4 protein-coding genes are annotated in these 20,095 nt (G+C 69.0%); all 4 read right to left on the reverse strand.

What is annotated here, in order from left to right; all coding sequences use genetic code 11:
- The 4 genes from RCP37_RS11415 to RCP37_RS11430 are packed head-to-tail and all read right to left on the reverse strand — an operon-like array spanning position 1 to position 20,094.
- The gene (locus RCP37_RS11415; RefSeq protein WP_308483248.1) at positions 1–4,398 is read right to left on the reverse strand and encodes a type I polyketide synthase; all 4,398 of its coding nucleotides are present in this window, start codon (positions 4,396–4,398) and stop codon (positions 1–3) included.
- Positions 4,395–9,833 (reverse strand): type I polyketide synthase, encoded by a 5,439-nt coding sequence (locus RCP37_RS11420; protein WP_308483249.1) that lies wholly within the window; start codon positions 9,831–9,833, stop codon positions 4,395–4,397. The genes RCP37_RS11415 and RCP37_RS11420 overlap by 4 nt, the downstream gene beginning before the upstream one ends.
- The gene (locus RCP37_RS11425) at positions 9,833–15,307 is read right to left on the reverse strand and encodes a type I polyketide synthase (RefSeq protein ID WP_308483250.1); all 5,475 of its coding nucleotides are present in this window, start codon (positions 15,305–15,307) and stop codon (positions 9,833–9,835) included. Before RCP37_RS11425 ends, RCP37_RS11420 begins: the two co-directional genes overlap by 1 nt.
- Positions 15,304–20,094 (reverse strand): type I polyketide synthase, encoded by a 4,791-nt coding sequence (locus tag RCP37_RS11430; protein ID WP_308483251.1) that lies wholly within the window; start codon positions 20,092–20,094, stop codon positions 15,304–15,306. Before RCP37_RS11430 ends, RCP37_RS11425 begins: the two co-directional genes overlap by 4 nt.
- Between the last annotated feature and the right edge of the window lies 1 nt (position 20,095).

A 20,095-nucleotide genomic window follows, 5' to 3' on the forward strand; every position in this document is an offset into this window, starting at 1 on the left:
CTACGACAGCTCGACCAGGGTCATTTCGTCTTCGCCTTCAGCGGCGACGTCCTCTTCGGCGAGGGCCGCGCGAACCAGGTCCATGACCGCCGCGGAGAACCCGTCGGCGATCGCGCGCACCACAGACTGCTCGATCCGGCGACTGTCATGCCACCAATCCAGGTACAGCACACCGCCGGTGCGATAGGCCCGTAACTCCAGCGCGTGCCCCAGCCCCGGGATCGCCTCGCGCACCGGCATCGCGGTGTCGGGGTCGAACTGCACGGGAGAATCGCCGAGCGACGGCGGCTCGGGAATCGCGCCGATGTAGGAGAAGTGCACATCGGCAGGGGCAACCGAGCCGAACAGTCGCGCGGTCGGTGCGTACAGGTAGCGGAGCAGGCCGTAGCCGATCCCGTAATGCGGTACACCGTCCAATGTTTCGTGGACCGAGTCCAGCAACTGCCGAGCGCTTTCCTGACTGTCTGCGGAACAGCGCAGCGCAACCGGGTACAGCGTGGTGAACCAGCCCACGGTACGGCGCAGATCGACCTCGGGTTTGAGCACCGAACGGCCCGCACCCCCCATATCGACCGCAAGAGTGCCCTCGCCGACCGCCGATGCCACCGCCCGGCTCAGCCCGGCCAGCAGGATGTCGTTGATCGGCAGCCGCAGCCGCCGACGCGCATCGTCGATCTCGCTGGTGTCGGCGGCGGGCAGCATCGTGGTGAGCTTGGACAGATCCGCCGCGGCGGGGGGTTCGGCGACAACTGCGGCCAGTCGCAGGGTCGCCGACTTCGTTGTCTTCAGCCAGAATTCGCGGCTTTCCAGCACCGCCGGGTGGGTTGCAAGCCCGGCGCAGCGCTGCGACCACTCGGTCCATCCGACCCCGACCGGCTGCAGTTCGATGTCGTTGCCGCCCAGCTTCTGACCGAACCCGGTGAAGATGTCGGTGACCAGGATGTCGCGGGAGGCCTCGTCGCCGACGCTGGCGTGCAGGCTCAGGGCCAGGTAGCACAGGTCCCCCGCCGCGCCGCGGATGTAGAGCGCCGTCAGCGGTGGGCTGGCCAGATCCTGGTCGCGGATGTGCTCGGCCAGCAGCGTACGCACCGCGTCATGCTCGGCGGTCAGGCCCTCGGGCAGCGAGTGGGTACTGATCTCCCCGAACTCGCCCGGCTCGACGATCCGCTGCTCCCAAGTACCGGCCCGCTCGGTGATGCGCAACCGCAGTGCGTCGTGGTGGTTGACCACCGCGGTCAACACGGCTGCGACGTCGTCGACCGAGACGTCGGGCCGCAACCGCAGGATCAACGGAATGCGCCAGCGACCGTGTTCGCGGACACCGTTTTCCAGGAAGTAGGTGATGTTCGGCGGTACCGGCGGGTGCTCGACCTCGCCGAGCGACTGGCGGCCCAGTCCGCCGGCCGAGTAGCGGGCAGTCAGTGCTTTGGCCAGCGCCGCGACCGTCGGGTTGTCGTAGAGGTCCTGCGGGGTGAGATCCAGTCCCTCGTGCGAGGCGGCCATGGCCACGCTGATCGCCACCAATGAGTCGCCGCCGACATCGAAGAAGTTGGCGGTGCGGTCCACTGAGCCGACACCCAGGCATACCGCCCAGATGCGTTGCAGCGTCGCCTCGATAGAGGTGCCGCTGGAGCCGCTGGTGCCGTTACCGCCACTCTGCCCGTCCGCGGCACCGCCTGCGGCGCCGGAGCCGGACACCCAGGTGGCGCCGGCATTGTGTTCGAGCCAATGCCGTTGACGCTCAAACGGATAGCCGGGGACAGTGACGCGCTTGGGCTGGTAGTCCCCGCGCAACGGCGACCAGTCCACCTCGACACCGGCAGCCCACAGTTGGCCCAGTGCCAGCAGGAAGGTGTCGCGGTCGTCGCGGTTCTGGGCGTGGTGGCGCATCAACCGGACGGCGCGATGTCCACTTGCGAACTTGGGGTTGCGGGCCGCCGACGCGGTCAGCGTGGCGCCCGGGCCGACCTCGACCAGGACGCGGTGCGGGTCGTTCAGCACGGTGTCGATCTCGTCGGCGAACCGTACGGTGGCTCGCACGCTGCGCGCCCACGTCGCCGGGTTGGTCGCCTCGCTGGGCGCCAGCCAGGTGCCGGTCAGATTCGACAGCAGTGGGATCTGCGGTTCGTTCAGCGTCTGCCGAGAAAGGAACGCGGTGAACTCCGAGATCATCGAGTCCATCAGGCGGGAGTGGAACGCGTGCGAGGTCCGGACCCGGCGCGCATTGATCCCGGCCTGCTTGAGCGCCTCGGAGAACTCACGGATGTCGGCTTCGGTTCCGGCGACGACGCAGCCGTCCGGGTCGTTGACCGCGGCCAGGTCCACATCACCGGTCAGGTAAGCACCGACCGCGTCGGCGCTGATCGGGACGGCCACCATGACGCCGCGCGGTGCAGCGTGCATCAGCCGGGCTCGCATCGCCACCACCTTTATTGCGGTGTCGAGGTCGAAGACACCGGCGACGGTGGCCGCGGCGTATTCGCCGATGCTGTGACCGACCAGTGCGGCCGGACGTACGCCGTAGCTCTCGACCAGCTTCGCTAGCGCGTACTCCACAGTGAACAGCGCCGGCTGAGTACGGTCGGTGCGCTCGAGGTCACGCGAGGTTCCCTCGAAGATCATCGCGCGCAGGTCGTAGCCCAGCTCCGCTTCGAAGCCGGCGACGCAGCGATCGAAGTACTCGGCGAATACCGGCTCGTTGTCATAGAGTCCGCGGGCCATCCCGATGTGCTGGGCTCCCTGACCCGGGAACAGGAACACCACCCGGTCGCTGTCTTCGGCTCCAGGCTCCACGCCCTCGCCGATGAAGATGTTCTCGCTCTCCTCGGCACCCAGTACCGACGCTGCATCGGCGCGATCGGCGACGACCGCGGCCAGCCGCAGGTTGTGCGGGTGCCGGTTGGCCAGCGTGTACGCCACGTCCGGCAGGCTGGGCGCCTCGGCGTCGTCACCGCCGGACAGCTCAGCAAGCAGATCGCTGCGACCCTGCGCCAGCGCCTCGGCGGTGCGCGCCGACAGCAGCAGCACCTCGGGGCCGGGCTTAGGCGCGGCGCCGGCGGTCTCCTCTTGCGGCCACTCCTCGACGATGACGTGGGCGTTGGTGCCGCCGACGCCGAACGAGCTGACCCCGGCGCGCCGGATGCCGTCGGATTCCCAGGGCCCGTACTCGCCGCGGATCCGGAACGGCCCGTCCTCGAGGTGCAGTTCGGGGTTAGGGCTGGTGTAGTGCAGCGTGCCGGGAATCGCCCGGTGCTTGAGGCACAGAATGGTCTTGATCAGGCTGGCGATACCGGCTGCCGACTCCAAGTGCCCGATGTTGGACTTGACCGAGCCCACATAGCAGGGGCCGGACCGCTGTTCCTCCGAAACCGCGAAAGCCTGTCGCAGGCCCTCGATTTCGATCGGGTCACCCAGCGGCGTGGCGGTGCCGTGCGACTCGATATAGCTGATCGTGGACGCGTCGACCTCGGCGACCGCGTGCGCCTCGGCGATCACGTCGGCCTGGCCGGCAGCGGTGGGCGCGGCGTAGGTCATCTTGGTGCCGCCGTCGTTGTTCAGCGCCGAACCCCGGATCACCGCGTGGATCTGGTCGCCGTCTTCGACGGCCGCATCCAGCGACTTGAGCACCACCACACCGACACCGCTGGCGAAGATCGTGCCGTCGGCCCGCACGTCGAACGGCCGGCAGTGCCCGCTCGCCGAGACCATCGAACCCGGCTCGTGCCAGTACCCGACGTGGTGCGGGACCCGCAGCGACGCCCCACCGGCCAGCGCCATGTCGCATTCCCCGTTGAGGATGCTCTGGCAGGCCAGGTGCAGTGCGACCAACGCCGATGAGCAGGCTGTCTGCACTGACAGCGCCGGGCCGTGCAGGTTGAGCTGGTGGGCCACCCGGGTGGCCAGATAGTCCTTGTCGTTCTGCAACGACAGGTTGACCATCTCGAAGCTGACGCCCTGCCCGATGATCAGGTTCGGGTCATAGTGCGACATCAGGTTGTGCAGCAGATAACCACTGGTGGTGCTGGTCCCGTAGACGCCGACCGATCCTTCGATCTCGCCGGGCCGGTAGCCGGCGTCTTCCAAAGCGTGCCAGGCGGTCTGCAGGAACAGCCGGTGCTGCGGGTCCATGGTGCGAGCGGCCAGCGGGGTGAAGCCGAAGAAACTTGCATCGAACTCGTCGATGCCCTCCAGCAACGCAGCCCGCCGCACATAGTTGTGGTTCGCCAGCGCCTTGTCGCTCACGCCGCTGGCACGCAGCTCGTCCTCGGACAGCGTGACGATGGATTCGGTGCCGTTGCGCAGGTTGTTCCAGAATCCGGTCAGCGTGCGGGCGCCCGGAAAGCGCCCCGCCATGCCCACGACCGCAATCGCGTTGGGCGGCACTTCGTTGTTGGTCACGAACGATCTCCTACTTTTCGCCGTGCCGCGGCCCGCTGGCGTGCCGCGGCACGCTGCTGGGCCCGGCCTCGAACACCGCCGGCGTCGCTTGCGCCATCCGCCCCCTCCGCCTCGGCGAGGCCGAGTTGGCGGGCCAGGTCGGCGGCCAGGTCGGTCAGGGAAGCACCCTGCAACAGCAGGGCCACCGGGGGCTCCGCGCCGAAGTCGCCACGAACGGTGTTACGGATGCGCACCGCCATCAGCGAATCCATGCCCAGCTCGGTCAACGGCCGAGCCGGGTCGATGACGCTGCCCTTCGGGTAACCCATGATGGCCATGATCCGCGAACCCAACCGTGCGACAACGGCTTTGGTGGCCTCATCGGCGCTGAGCTGCTTCAGTCCTTCTGGACCGGGCCAGTCGTCGTCCTCGTCGTCGAGGTCGAGCTCTTCGGCCAATGTCGCGAAGTACCCCAGTTGCTGCAGTTCCGGGAAGGCCGCGGCCACCCGGTCCAGGCGCAGTCGCGCCACGCCGATCCGGGAAAGGTCGCCGCCGAGAATCGCCTCGAGGGCCTCCATGCCTTCGTCGGGGTTGATCGGGTCCAGCGCACTGAACTTGAGCTCCTGTGCGACACCGACGCCGGACCATTGGCCCCAGTTGATGGTGATCGCCGGCAGCCCGGCCGCCCGCCGCCACGCGACCAGGCCGTCCAGCCAGGCACTGGCCGCGGCGTAGGACGCCTGACCCGGTGCCCCCAGCAGCGACGAGGTCGAGGAGAACCCGACCCACCAGTCCAGCTCTTTGCCCACGGTCGCGACATGCAGTCGCAGCGCCGCCGCGGCCTTGGGCGCCCACACCCGACCCAGCGTCTCTTTGTCGATGCCGACCACGATCTGGTCATCGATGACCGCGGCACCGTGGATGACACCGCGCAGTGTCAGCCCGGTCTGTTCCGCGGCGGCGACCAGGCTCTCGGCCACACCGGGTGCGGCGAGGTCGCCCGAGACGACCGCGATCTGGGCCCGTGCCTCGAACTCGGCCAGCACCGCACGCTGCTCCTCCGACGGCTGCGACCGGCTGTTGAGCACGATCCGCGCGGCACCGTGGTCGATCAGCCACCGGGCGACGACCAGCCCGATACCGCCCAGGCCGCCGGTCAGCACGTAGGCGCCGTCGGATCGCACGGTCGGGGTGCCGGTGGGTGTCAAGGTCGCGCGCTTGAGCCGTTCGGCGTAGCGGTTCTCCCCGCGCCAAGCCACCACGTCGTCGGTGCTCGCCAGCCCCAGCTCGGTGATCAGGGCTGACGCCGGGTCCGCCGAAGCGTCCAGGTCCACCACGCCGGTGCGCAGGTCCGGGTGCTCGTAGGCCAGCACCCGCACCAGTCCCTTGAGGGCGCTGATCGACGGGTCGCCCGCCTCCCCAGCACCCACGGTCAGGCCGTTGCGGCCCACCAGCCACAGCCGCGGCGCGGCGCCGTGCCAGCCACCGACAATGGTGCGCACCGTGGAGGCAACCGACCAGGCCAGGTCGCGACCGCGTGCCGGCGCGTCACCGGTCTCGGTCCCGTCAAAGGCACTGCTGGCGGCCAACACGATCACCCCGACCGGCGGCCGCTCCGGGTCGTCGGCGGTCTGCGCGAACGCCTCCCGCACCGCGGGCTCATTGGTCAGGTCCGCGGTGATCACCCGGCGACTGTCCGAGCCGAAGCGAGCGGCGAAATCGACTGCCAGCGCTTCGGTTTCGGAGCCGTCGGTCAGCACCAGCCAGCTGCCGTCGGCGGCCGCCGGCGGTTGGGCGGGAGCGGCCGCGTCGACCCACTCGGTGTCGAAGATCTTCTGGGTCAACGGCAGCGGCACGGTACGGCGCTGCACCCGCTGCAGATAGATCCCGGACAGCTCGGCGGTGACCGTCCCGGTGTCGTCGGTCAGGGTGACCCGGCCCAGGATTCCGCCGTCGTCGTGGCTGACCACCTCGGCGTGCCCGCGGGCCCGGCGGCCGACGTCGCCGAAGATCCGGATGTTCTCCACCGCCACCGGAAGATAGGTCGCCTCTTCCATCCCGGCCGAGCCCATCAACGACTCGTCGGGCAGCGCCGCGGCCAGGCACTGCAGGGCGGCGTCGAGCATCACCGGATGGATGCGGTAACCGCGGTGCGCGGTCGCCTCATCGGGCAGCACGATCTCGGCTTCCGAGACGCCGCCGGGCTTGCGCACGATCCTGGTCAGTGCGGCGAACGCCGGCCCGTGCTGCAGACCGGTGCGGCGCAGTGCGGTGTACAGGTCCGCCGGTGACAGCGCGGTGCCGCCGCCGGTGGGAGCCGGGCGCTGCGCGGCCGCCGCGGGCTGTGCCGCCGCGGCGCGGGCCACCGCATGCCGAGACCAACTGCCGCCGGCCGGGCGGGAGTGGATCTCAATGCGCAGTTCGTCGGATCCGTCGGCGTCGTGCAGCAGCCGAGTGGTGACCTCGGTCCGCTCGTCGACGCGCAGCATCTGCTCGACCTCGACCCGGTCTACCGCCACAGCCGAGGGCGGCAGCCCCAGAGCCTCGCCGGCCGCGGCCAACGCCATCTCGGCGAAACCGGTGGCGGGCATCACGACCTGGCCGTGCACCTTGTGGTGGGCCATCCACGCGACGAGGTCGGTGCCCACGTCGGCCTGCCAGACGTGGCCGTGACCCGACGGCAGCTCGACGTGGATGCCCAGCAGCGGGTGCGCGTCGGCGCTGTGCCGGTTCGCGGCGACCGGGGCAGCCCAATACCGGACGTGCTGCCACGGCCGCGGCGGCAGGTCAGCGCGGCCGATCCCGCCGTCGGGTTGCGGCGAATCGGACGACGGCGGCGCGACGGTCGCCAGATTGGTGTGGAAGCTCAGCGCTTCGGCCTGATCGCGCAGCAGTGTGCCGGTCACGACGCTGTCGCCGGCGGGCCGCGCCGTTTCGAGGTTGCCGTTGATGGCGTGGCTGAGCAGCGGATGCGGGCTGACCTCGATGAAGGTCGCGTGTCCGGCGGCGGCCGCGGTCACGGATTGGGCGAACCGCACCGGGTTGCGCAGGTTGTGCACCCAGTAGTCCGCATCGAAAGCGGGTGTGTCGCTTCCAGTTTGACCGACCGTACTGATCAGCGGGATCTTCGGCGCCGCCGGCTTCAGGTCAGCCAGCGCGGTCCGCAGATCACCCAGGATCGGGTCGACGGTGGGGTGGTGCGAGGCCACGTCCACCTCGACGCGCCGGGCCAGCTTGCCCTGTGCGTCGACGATCGCGACCACGGCGTCGACCTGGTCGGGCGGGCCGGCGATCACGGTCTGCTGCGGCGCGGCGTACACCGCCACGGTGATGTCCGGGTGCTCGGCGACCAGCTTCTCGGCGGCGCTGGCATCCAGTTCCAGCAGTGCCATCGCGCCCTGGCCGCTCAGTCGGGCCATCAGCTTGGACCGGGTGGCGATCACCTTCAGGCCATCGGCGGGGCTCAGCGCGCCGGCCACCACGGCAGCGGCCACCTCCCCCATCGAATGCCCGATCACCGCGTCCGGCTCGACTCCGTGGGATCGCCACAGCGCTGTCAAGGCCAGCTGCATACCCACCAGCACCGGCTGGATGCGGTCGATGCCGACGACCGGCTCGCCGGATTCGAGGACCTGACGCAGCGAGAACCCGACCTGCGCAACGAAATCGGGCTCCAGCTCGTCGACGGCGGCGGCGAACGCCGGCTCGTCGACCAGCAGTTGGCGACCCATGCCGGCCCACTGGGACCCCTGGCCCGAGTACAGGAACACGGTTCCTTTGCCGCGCAACGCGGCGTGTGTGCCGACCACACCGGGGGCCGGGTAACCGCCGGCGACCGCCCGCAGCCCGGCCAGTGCCTGCTCGGTGTCGCGTGCGCAGACGGTGGCGAACTTGGCGTAGCGGCTGCGGTGGTGATTGAGCGTGTGGGCGATGTCGCTCAGCGGTACGGCGGCGCCCGGCCCGGCGATCCAGTCGGCCAGGGTGGCAGCCCAATCCGCCACTCGCTTCTCGGTCTTGCCCGAGATCACCAGAGTGGCGACCGGTTCGGCCGAAGTCGGCGCGGGGACCGGGTCGGGTCCCTGTTCGAGCACCACGTGCGCGTTGGTTCCGCCCAGCCCGAACGATGACACCGCGGCACGCCGCGGCCCCTCGGCCGCCGGCCACGGCGTCATCTCGGTGGGGACGAACAGCCGCGTCGGGGACGGGTCGATCGCCGGGTTCCATTTGGAGAAATGCAGATTCGGTGGGATCTGTCCGCGTTGCACAGACAACGCAGCCTTGATGAAGCCGGCAATCCCGGCGGCAGCCTCGAGGTGGCCGATATTGGTCTTGACCGCACCCAGCGCACACTTGTCAGCGCCGCGCCCGTAGACGTCGGCGAGCGCCTCGAATTCGATCGGGTCACCCAAAGCCGTTCCCGTGCCGTGAGTTTCGATCAGGTTCACCGAGTTCGCAGCGACGTCAGCACTGCGCAGTGCCCGGCTGATCGCGTCGACCTGGGCAATGGTGTTCGGCGCGGTTAGCCCGTTGGACTTGCCGTCCTGATTGATCGCCGAACCGCGCACCACCGCCAGCACCCGGTCGCCGTCGCGAATCGCGTCGGTGAGGCGCTTGAGTACGACGATCCCGGCGCCCTCGCCGCGCACGAATCCGTCCGCCCCGGCGTCGAAGGTGTGGCACCGGCCGCGCGGTGACAGCATGCCCCACTTGGCCATGGCGATCTGGGTTTCCGGCCGCAGGATGAGGCTGACGCCGCCGGCCAGGGCCAGGTCGCTTTCGCGCATGCGCAGGCTCTGGCAGGCCATGTGAATGGTGACCAGCGATGACGAGCAGGCCGAGTCCATCGCAACAGCGGGACCACGCAGACCCAACAGGTAGGCGATCCGGCCGACGGCGACGGCGTGGGCGTTACCGGTGGCCGAGTAGCCGTCGATCGCGTCGGGGTTCGCTGCCGAAATCCCTTGGTATTCGGTGTAATACACACCCATCATCACCGCAGAGCGGATGCCCGTCAGGGTTTCCGGCGACAGTCCGGCGTGTTCGAGGGCCTCCCAGGCGACCTCGAGCATCAGCCGCTGTTGCGGGTCCATGGCTTCGGCTTCGCGCGGCGAGATCCCGAAGAAGTCGGCGTCGAATCCGGCGACATCGGAGATGAAGCCGCCCCACTTCGACGACATCCGGCCTGGGGCGAGCGGGTCCGGGTCGTAGTACTCGTCGGCATCCCAACGATCCGAGGGGATCTCGGTGATGGCGTCGCGCCCGGTCTCCAACAGCTCCCAGTAGGCGTCCGGGCCCGAGGCGCCACCCGGGAAGCGGCAGCCGATTCCGACGACCGCGATCGGTTCGGCGGCGGCGATCCGCGACGCCTTGTCGAACTGCTCGGTCAGCGCCCCCCGTTTGTCGGCGCCCATGGCCGACATCCTGTTGAAGATCGACGTCGTGGAGGTTCCCGTCATCAATAAATACCGCTCTCGCTACCGGTCGAAGCCGACTCGACCTGATCGAACAACTCATCCAGCACGCCGCCGGATGAGCCGAACCCCAAATCATCGTCGTCTTGCCCCGCGGTGCTGTCCGGCTCGGCATAACGCGAGGCCAGCAGTCCCACCAGGTGCGTCGTCAACGCTGAGATGCTGGGGTGATTCCACAGCATTGATGCCGACAAATCCACCCCCACCAACTGTTGTGTCTCTTTCAGAACCGTCATCGCGATCATGGAATCGAGCCCCATCTCTGGGAAGGGCTGATCCACATCGACCGCTGACGTAGATGTCCGAAGTTCGCGGGCCAGGATAGCTTGCAGTCGGACCACCAACTCCTCACGTCGCTGATCGGCGGGGATGGTCGCCCAGTCCGGCACGCCCGCCGACGACGCGCCGGTGCTTACCGACCCACCTGTCGCACCAGCCCCGGATGTCACTCCGGCTTCAGAGGCCTCACCGACGAGGTCTTCGAAGAAGGTCAGATCCCGAAATTCCGGCGAGGTGGCGACCGCACGGTCGATGCGCAGTCGTCCCACCCCGATCCGCGCGCCGATCAGGCCGGAGTCCGCACCAAGCACGGCGTCCAACGCCTCGATGCCCTCGTCGGGGCTGATCGGGTCAAGCACGCTCAGCGTCATCGACCGGCCCAGACCCACATCGGACCACTGACCCCAGTTGACGGCCGTAGCGGGCAGACCCGAGGCATGTCGCCACGCCATCAGTGCGTCCAGCCAGGCGTTGGAGGTGGCGTATCCGAGCTGGCCGGGCAGGCCCAGCAGCGCAGCCATCGAGGAGAAGCCCACCCACCAGTCGAGCTGGGAGGCTGCGGTGGCGGCATGCAGGCGTGCGGCGCCGACGGCCTTGGCCGACCAGACGCTTTCCAGGCTCTCCCGCGTCACCGCGGTCACCAGGCCGTCGCCCAGCACACCGGCGGCGTGCACCACTCCGCGCAGCGGCTTGCCGGTCTCCTGGGCCGCGGCCACCAGACGGTCGGCCACCCCCGGCGAGCTGATATTGCCGGCGACAAAGACCACTTCGGTTGCGGCGGCCAGTTCATCGAGGACGGCGCGCTGCTGGTCGGCGGGTTCGCTGCGGCCGTTGAGCACGATTCGCCCGGCGCCGCGGGCCGCCAGCCAGCGGGCCACCACGATGCCCAGTCCGCCGAGGCCCCCGGTGAGCAGGTAAGAGCCGTCGGCGCGGACCTCGGCCTGCGGAGCCGCAGCGGTCGGGGCTGCGTCAGCGGCACCGTCGAGGGTGGCCCGGGTGAGGCGTTCGGTGTAACGCTGTCCGCCGCGCCAGGCGACCACGTCGTCGCGCAGCGGGGCGCCCAGTTCGGCCAGCAGGGCGTCGGCCAGGGCCGCGGTGTCCGCCGAGGCCTCCAGGTCCACCAGGGTGGCGCCCAGGTCGGGCTCGTCGGCCAGCACCCGGGCGAGTTCGCCGGGGAACCGCCAGGTACGGACCACACCCTTGAGCGCACCGATAGCGGGGTCGCCCGGTTCATGCGGTTCTTCGCTGCCGAAGGCCAGCCCGCCCCGGCTGACCAGCCAGAGCCGCGGTTTGGTTGCCCCGGACACGCCGGACCAACCATCGACTGCCGCGCGGGCCGCAGTCGAAGCCGACCAGATGAGCTCGCGGGCGCGGGCCAGCGCGCCGTCAGGGTCGGACCCGTCGAACCCGACCCGGTCAAGGAAGACGACGAGGCCGGCCGGCGGATGTGCCGGGTCAGCGCCGGCCTGCCCCACCGCGTCGATCAGCGCCGGGCCATCGGCGAACGGGCCGGTGAACACCTTGCGGTTCGGCGCGGCCAACCGCGCGGCGAACTGCTCGGCCAGTCCCTCGGTGTCGGTGCCGGACTCTGCGAGCAGCAGCCAGCTGCCCGCGGCCGCACCGGTGCCATCTGACGTGATGACCGAGTTCGCCGGCGTCCACTCGGTGGCGAAGAGCTTTTGGTCCAGCGGCACCCGCAGGGCGCGGGGATCCAGCGGGCGCAACTCGACGCCGGTGAGTTCGGCAACGGCGGCCCCCGTGTCGTCGGTCAGGACGACCCGGCCAACGGCCACCTTGTCTTCATGACTGCTCACCTCGGTGTGGCAACGCACCTGGCGTCCGGCCGGTGCGAAGACCCGCACCGCGGCCACCGCCCCGGGCACGTAACCGCTGTGTTCCGCGTCATCGGCTTCGATGCCCGCCGCCAGCTGCCGCAGCCCGGCATCGAGCAATGCCGGGTGTAGGCGGTAGGCGGGATGGGTGGCCACGATGTCGGGCAGGGTGAGCACGCTGTGCTCGGTTCCCGCGTCAGACTCCGAAGCCGTGCGCTCCGCCGGCGCCGCTGCGATGTCGGCCACCGCATACCGGGTCCAGGCTTCGCCGGCCCGCCGGGCGTGGATCTCAACCCGGCTCTGGCCATCGGCGCCGCTGAACTGGGTGGTGACCTGCATCCCGCGCTCGGGCACCAGCGGCTGTTCGATCTGCAGGCCGGTCACCGCGATCGACTCGGCGGGCTGGCCGAGGGCCTGGCTGCCTGCCGCCAAAGCCATCTCGATCAGTGCCGCCACCGACGCAACGGCCTGTCCGTGCACCGGTTGCTCGGCCAGCCACGGCATGGCCTCCGCAAGAAGGCCGTTCTGCCACAGGTGGCCGCCGGTGAGCTGCTCGACGTGGACACCGAGCAGCGGATGCACGTCCGGCGTCTGGCCGGCCCCTGCGGGCAGCTGCAGCCAGTGCCGGCTGTGCTGCCAGGGGGTGGTGGGCAGTTCCGCGAACCCACCGGCGTCAGCAACGCCGGTGCCGCTGCGCTGCCCGCCGAGTTCGGTGAGCTGAACATGGAAGCTCAGTGTTTCGTCGTCGCCCCGGCGCAGGGTGGAGGCCACTGTCACCGGCTCCGCGGTGGCGGCTTCAGCCGTCTCGATGATCGAGTGGGTCAACAGCGGGTGGGGGCTGACCTCGATGAATGTGTCGTGGTCCGCCGTTGCCACGGTCACGGCCTGGCTGACCAACGCGGGCTTGCGCACATTGGCCACCCAGTAGTCCGCGTCCAATCGCGGTGTGGGCCCCGCGGGATCCACCGCCGTCGAAATGAACGGGATCTGTGGCATTTGGGGGGTGATGTCGGCCAGTTCGGCACGCAGTTCATCCAGGATCGGATCCATGAACGCGGTATGGGAAGCCACTTCCATATTCACCCGCCGCGCAAACCGCTCCGCAGCAGCCACCGCAGCAATCACCGCATCCACATCCGCCGGCGCACCGGCCACCACCGTCTGCCGCGGCGACAAATACCCCGCCACCTCAACACCGGGATAACCCGCCAACAACTCGTGAGCCGAGGCGGCATCGAGCTCCAACAACGCCACCGCACCCTGACCGGCCTGCCGCGACATCAAAGCCGACCGCACCCCGATCACCTTCAAACCCTGCTCCGGCGTCAGCGCCCCGGCCACCACCGCCGCAGACACCTCCCCCATCGAATGCCCAATCACCGCATCCGGCACAACCCCATAGGAACGCCACAACGCAGCCAACGCCAACTGCAACCCCATGATCACCGGCTGCACCTGCGCATCACCAGAAATCTCAACGCCGTCGGCAATCACCTCACGCAGCGAAAAACCCACCTGCCGGACAAAAACCGGCTCCAACTCAGCAACAGCGGCAGCAAACACCGGCTCATCGGCCAACAACCGACGACCCATCCCCACCCAATGCGAACCCTGACCCGAAAACACAAACACCGGCCGTGATGTCGCCGGCCGGGGCCGGGGCTCGGTGACGCCGGGTGCAGACTCGCCGGCGGCGAGTGCGGTCAATCCGGCCACCGCGGCGGCGCGGTCGCGCGCGGATACGCCCGCCGTGTAGTTGTAGCGACTTCGGTTCTGCCGCAGGGTCTCTGCGATGTCCGGCAGCGCGATCTCGGCGCCGTCGGTGGCCATCCACTGTGCGAGTACTCCAGCGGTGGCCGCGATACGCGCCGGCGACTTCCCCGACACCACCAACGTGCTCACCGGCACCGCCGGAGCCGCCGCGACAACCTCGCTGACCGGGGCCTGCTCGACGATCACATGCGCATTCGTGCCCGACACCCCAAACGAGGACACCCCCGCCCGACGCGCACGCGACACCACCGGCCAATCCATACCCTGACCAGCAATCGCAAACTTCGACGCGCCCGCGCCGGCGTTCGGCGTCAACTCCGAGAAATTCAGATGCCGCGGAATGAAACCCTGCTGCACCGACAACACCGTCTTGATAAAGCCCGCGACACCCGAGGCGGATTCAAGGTGACCAAGGTTGGTTTTGACCGATCCCAGCACCAACGGCGCCGAAGAACCCCGCTCACCAAACACCGCCGACAAGGCATCCAACTCAATCGGATCACCCAACGCCGTACCGGTGCCATGCGCCTCGACATAATCGATATCGCCCGGCTCCAACCGCGCCGACGCCAACGCCGCCCGCACCACCTTCTGCTGCGCCGGACCCGACGGCACCGTCTGACCCGACGACGGCCCATCCTGATTCACCGCCGAACCCCGCACCACCGCCAAGATCCGGTCACCATCACGCTGGGCATCCGAGAGCCGCTTGAGCACCACCACCCCAGCACCCTCGCCACGCACGTAGCCGTCGGCGGCCGCATCAAAGGTCTTGCACTGACCATCCGGGGCCAACATCCCCCACCGCGACGTCGCAATGCTGTTCTGCGGGGCCAACATCAAGTTCACCCCGGCCGCCAACGCCTGATCCGACTCCCGACGCCGCAAACTCGCACACGCCAAATGAATCGTCACCAACGACGACGAACACGCCGTATCCACCATCATCGCCGGACCATGCACACCCAAGAAATACGACAACCGACCCGCCGCGAAATTCGGTCCGTTGCCGAAGGAGAGGTACGGATCGGCGTCGCGCGGGCCAAGCTTCTCCGCTGCGAGGATGGCGTAGTCGTTGGTGGTCAGGCCGACGAAGATGCCGGTCTGGGTGCCCCGGATCGCCTCCTTGGTGATCCCGGCATGCTCCAACGCCTCCCAGGCCACCTCCATCAACAACCGCTGCTGAGGATCCATCGCATCGGCCTCACGCGGCGAAATCCCAAAAAACTCCGCGTCAAACTCCGCCGGCTGCCACGACGTCAAAAACCCGCCCTCACGAGAACAAATCGTTCCCGGCACCGAATGATCCGAGGAAAACAACGCATCAGCATCCCAGCGATCCGCCGGAACCCGAACAATCCCCGAACCCTCATCACACAACAACCGCCACAACGCGGCCGGACCATCCACCCCACCAGGCAGACGACAGCCCAAACCCACCACCGCGATCGGCTCAGTATCGCCGGCCTCAGCAACCGCCAACCGCGCCGTCAAATCATCAATCTTGCGCAGCGCCTCAGCAACAATCGCCCGACGATCCGGCCCCCCGACCGGCGCAGCACTCTTCTCGCTCAACTCAACCTCTCCGAAAGCTGCGCGAGCAGCTCGTCATCGCTCATGTCGTCATAGGCGTCGGCGCTGTCCTGCTCGGCGGCTTCTGCCACCTCGGGCAGGATCGTCGCCAGGTACCCCGTCAGCGCGTCGATGGTCGGATAGTCGAACACCACTGCGGCCGGCAGAGTTTCGCCCAGGCTGTCCGAGAGTGACCGCTGCAGGGTGACGCTCATCAGCGAATCCATGCCGGACTGGAAGAATCCGGCGGTCGGGTCCAGCGCGTGGCGCGACCCCAGTCCCATGGCGGCGACGACCTGGTCGGTGACGTGGTCGCGCAACAGCTCCCCACGCTGTTCGGGTTCGGCTTCAGCCAGAACGCGGCGGAACTCGGTGGCCTGCGCGGCCTGCCCGTCGGCCGGTGCGTCGACGATCAGCAGGTCGTCGACGATGCGCAGCGCCGCCCGGGTGCGGTAGGCGGCGGCAAGCCGCGGCCAGTCCGCCGCGACGACGGTGTGCCGCACCGCACCCCGTGCACCGATCACCAGTGGCAGGGCTCCGATGGCGACATCGTCGGCCATCGGCTCCAGACCGGAGTCGACAGTCACCTGGCGTTCGATATCGGATTGGGTGTCGGTCAACGACTTCCACAAACCCCAGTTGATCGCGGTCGCCGGCAGGCCGGCCGCGCGGCGCGCATAGGCGAACGTGTCCAGGAAGGTGGTGGTGGCCGTGTAGTGCGCCAGCCAGCGCGACCCGGTGATGCCAGAGATCGACGAGAACAACACGAAGTAGCGCAGCGACTGTCGCAGCGACAGCTTGTGCAACACCGCGACCACGTCGAGCTTCGGGCGGAACATGGTGGTGACGTCGTCGTCGGTCATGTCGCGCAGGGTCACCGGGCCGCCGGCGAAGGCGGCCACATGGATGCCTTCCAGCGGCGGCAGGTCGGCGCCGAACCGATCGAACAGCGCACCCATCGCGGTCTCATCGGCGGCGTCGGCAGCCACCGTTACCAGTGTCGTTCCGGCCGAGGCCAACTCGGTCGCCAACTCGTCGAGCACTGAGCCCGGACGTCGAGACACCGCGACAATGGTCTTGGCTCCACTGGCCGCCAGTTGCCGTACCAGCTGCGGACCGATGTTGCCGGTCGCGCCGATCACCAGATGGCAACTGCCGGCGTCGAATTCGACCGGCGCAGCACCGGTGGGACGGCTGCCGAGCAGGCGCGGCACCCGACGAATACCGGCCCGGTAGACGACCTGGTCCTCGCTGTCGGCGGCGTCGGCCTCGGCCAGCAGGTATCCGGCGATCAATGCTGCGGGGACCGACTCGTCGACGTCGACGACCCTGCCCCAGATCTCGGGGTGCTCCAGGGCCAGGCTGCGTCCCAGCCCCCAGAGCACGGCGTGCGCGGGGTTGGCCCGGTCGCCCTCGCCGACAGGTTGCGCATTGCGGGTCAGCAGGACCAGCTTCGCCGGGTTGGACGTCTGTTCCGTCATCGCGGTGACCAGGCGCCGGGCCGCGTTGAACGCATCGTAGGCGGGCGCGGCGCTCAGATCCGTCGCGTCCCTCGACGGTGCGTACAGCACATGGGTGGCAGCGCCCAGGGCAGTCGTCAGTGCCGTCCGGTCGGCTTCGCCTACCGAGGCGGCCAACACCGAAGCGTCCAGTGCAGTGACGCCGCCGCCCTGCTTCGCGCCGATCTCGGCACTGAGCTCCTGGTCGCCGATCACCAACCAGGACTGCTGGGTGACGGTGTCGCCGGCCGCTGCTTCAGCAGCCGGCCATGTCAGTTCGCACCACCAGTCCTCGGGCACCGCTCCCGGGCTGCCGACAGCCCGCAGCGGCTCTGCGCCTGCCGGAGCGGCGGGGCGACGGACGGCCGCGGGCTCGATCCAGTAGCTGCTGTGCTGCCACGGGGTGGCGGGCAGCACCGGGTGCGGCTCGGGCGGGTGCGGGGTCAGCGGGGGCTGGGTGGTGTGAGTGCGGTTGAGGTTGCTGTGGAAGCTGACCGCGTCGTCGGCCTCGCGCACCAGGGTCCCGGCCGTGTGGTGATGACCGCCGAGGGCTTCCACGGTGTCAGCAATAGCGTGAGTGAGGATCGGGTGCGCGCTGACTTCCACGAAGGTGGTGTATTCGCCGGCCGCGGCGGCGACCGCCTGGGTCAGCAACGCCGGCTGCCGAACGTTGTTCACCCAGTAGTCGGCATCCAAGATCGGCATGCCGCCGGCCGGCATGGCGGCTTCGGTCACCGTCGAGAAGAACGGGATGGTGGCGACTTCAGGGGTCAGGTCCGCCAGTGCTGCCCGAAGCTCGGGCAGGATCGGGTCCATCAGCGCAGTGTGCGAGGCCACTTCCATGTTGACCCGCCGGGCGAACTTGTTCTGGCCGCTGACGGCCGCGATGACCGCGTCGACGGGAGCCACCGGGCCGGCCACCACGGTCTGCTTCGGCGAGAGGTAGCCCGCGACACTGACGTCCGGGTAGTCGACCAGCAGCGCCTCGACGGCTTCGGTGTCCAGGTTCAGCAGCGCCACCGCGCCCTGCCCGGCCTGCCGCGACATCAACTGCGAACGAGCCGCGATGACCCGGAATCCGTCGGCCGGGCTCAGCGCGCCGGCCACCACCGCGGCGGTGACCTCGCCCATCGAGTGGCCGATGACGGCGTCGGGGTGGACCCCGTAGGAGCGCCACAGCTCGGTCAGCGCCAGCTGAAGCCCCATCAGGACAGGCTGTACCTGCGCATCGCCGCTGACCGGTTCACCGGCGGAGATCACCTGCCACAGCGAGAACCCGACGTGTTCGACGAACGCCGGTTCCAGCACCGCCAACGCCCGAGCGAACGCTGGCTCATCGGTGAGCAGCGCACGGCCCATGCCGATCCAGTGCGAGCCCTGCCCGGAGTACACGAAGACGGTGCCGGGGCCGCATGGGCCGTCGTGCGGACCGATGACTCCGCAGTTCTGTCCATCCGCCGAGGTGCCAGCCGCCAGTGCCCGCAAGCCGCTGACCGCCGCGTCCCGGTCGCGGGCGCAGACCGTGCCGAACAACGGTTGGCGAGCACGGTGGTGATTGAGGGTGTGCGCGACGTCGGGCAGTTCCACGCCGGCGCCGTCGCCTTCCAGCCAATCGGCCAGGTCGCTGGCGGTAGCAGCGATCCGTTCCGGGGTCCGCGCGGAGATCACCAGGGTGGTCACTGCCGGATCTACGTCGCGCGCCGTGACCTTGGCGGGGGGCGCCTGCTCGATGACCACGTGAGCGTTGGTGCCACCGAAGCCGAAGGAGGAGATCCCCGCTCGCCGCGGGTGATCCGACGAGGGCCAGTCCTGGTGTTCGGCAACGACCTTCAAACGCAGCTGCTCGAACGTGATGTGCGGGTTCGGGGTGTTGAAATGCAGGTTCTTCGGAATCCGCCCACGTTGCACGGCCAGCACCGTCTTGATGAAGCCGACCATCCCGGCGGCCGCCTCGAGATGACCGAGGTTCGACTTGGCAGCGCCGAGCAACAGCGGCGCCTGAGCGGAACGGCCCCGGCCCAGCACCGTGCCCAGTGCTTTGGCCTCGATCGGGTCACCCAACAGGGTTCCGGTTCCGTGGGTTTCGACGTAGTCGACTTCCTGCGGGGCGATGCCGGCGTCGGCGTAGGCCGACCGCAGGACCGCCATTTGGGCGGCCGGGTTCGGCGCCAGCAGGCCGTTGGAGTGGCCGTCCTGGTTGATCGCCGACCCGCGCACCACCGCCAGCACCCGGTCGCCATCTTGGCGGGCGTCGGACAGCCGCTTGAGCACCACGACACCGCAGCCCTCACCACGAACGAATCCGTCGGCGTCGGCGTCGAACGCATGACACGCGCCGGTCGTCGACAATGCCCCGCTCTGGTCGAAGCCGCGGAACACCGCCGGTGACATCAGCAGATTCACGCCGCCGGCGATCGCGGTGTCGCACTCCCCGGTCCGCAGACTCCGGCAAGCCAGGTGTAGGGCTACCAGCGAAGACGAGCACGCGGTGTCCACCGTCACCGACGGGCCGCGCAGGTCCAAGAAATACGACAGCCGGTTGGCGATGATGCTCAGTGCGCCACCGGCGTTGCTCCAGGCGTCCACGCCTGCCAGGTCGGCCGACGCGTGGCAGCCGTACTCGGTGATGCTGGCCCCGACATAAACGCCGGTCTGCGATCGGCGCAACGAGGTCGCCGGGATTCCGGCGTGCTCCAAGGCTTCCCATGCCACTTCGAGCAGGAGCCGTTGCTGCGGGTCCATCTTGACCGCTTCGCGGCTGGAGATGTCGAAGAAGTCGGCGTCGAATGCGGCGATATCGCGCAGGAATGAACCCCAGCGGGTGGTGCGGGCGATCGCGTTGCCGGTCTCGGCTGAACCGTCGTCGAACGGCGCCCAGCGGTCGGCGGGCACCTCGGTGACCGCGTTCCCGCCGTCGAGCAGGAACTGCCACAGCGCGTCCGGTGAGTCGATGTCACCGGGGAACCGGCAACCCAGACCGATCACCGCGATGGGTTCATCGGTGCCAAAGCGGCCGGGCTCGGGTGTCGACTCTTCGTCCGCGGAGTCGGGCTCGATGAGGAACCGAGCCAACTCTGCGACCGACGGGTGCTGCCAGAGTTCTACCGGTGAGACCTTGCGGCCGAGCAGTTCGGACAGCTCGCCGCAGAGCACCACGGCATCGCGGGAACCGACGCCCAGATCGTTGAGCGACGCGTTGAAATCGATGTCCTCGAGACTGCAACCGATGTTGGTGACCAGATAGTCGGCCAGCCAGTGGCGCAGCGCTTCTTCGTCAAATGCTGCAGTCATG

Source organism: Mycolicibacter sp. MU0102, from assembly GCF_963378105.1.
In the GTDB taxonomy this organism is placed as follows: domain Bacteria; phylum Actinomycetota; class Actinomycetes; order Mycobacteriales; family Mycobacteriaceae; genus Mycobacterium; species Mycobacterium holstebronense.

Bases quoted from the DNA above. Each gene is read 5' to 3' on its own strand.
- RCP37_RS11420 (WP_308483249.1), bottom strand. From the start codon at position 9,833: ATGACGGGAACCTCCACGACGTCGATCTTCAACAGGATGTCGGCCATG.
- RCP37_RS11430 (WP_308483251.1), bottom strand. From the start codon at position 20,094: ATGACTGCAGCATTTGACGAAGAAGCGCTGCGCCACTGGCTGGCCGAC.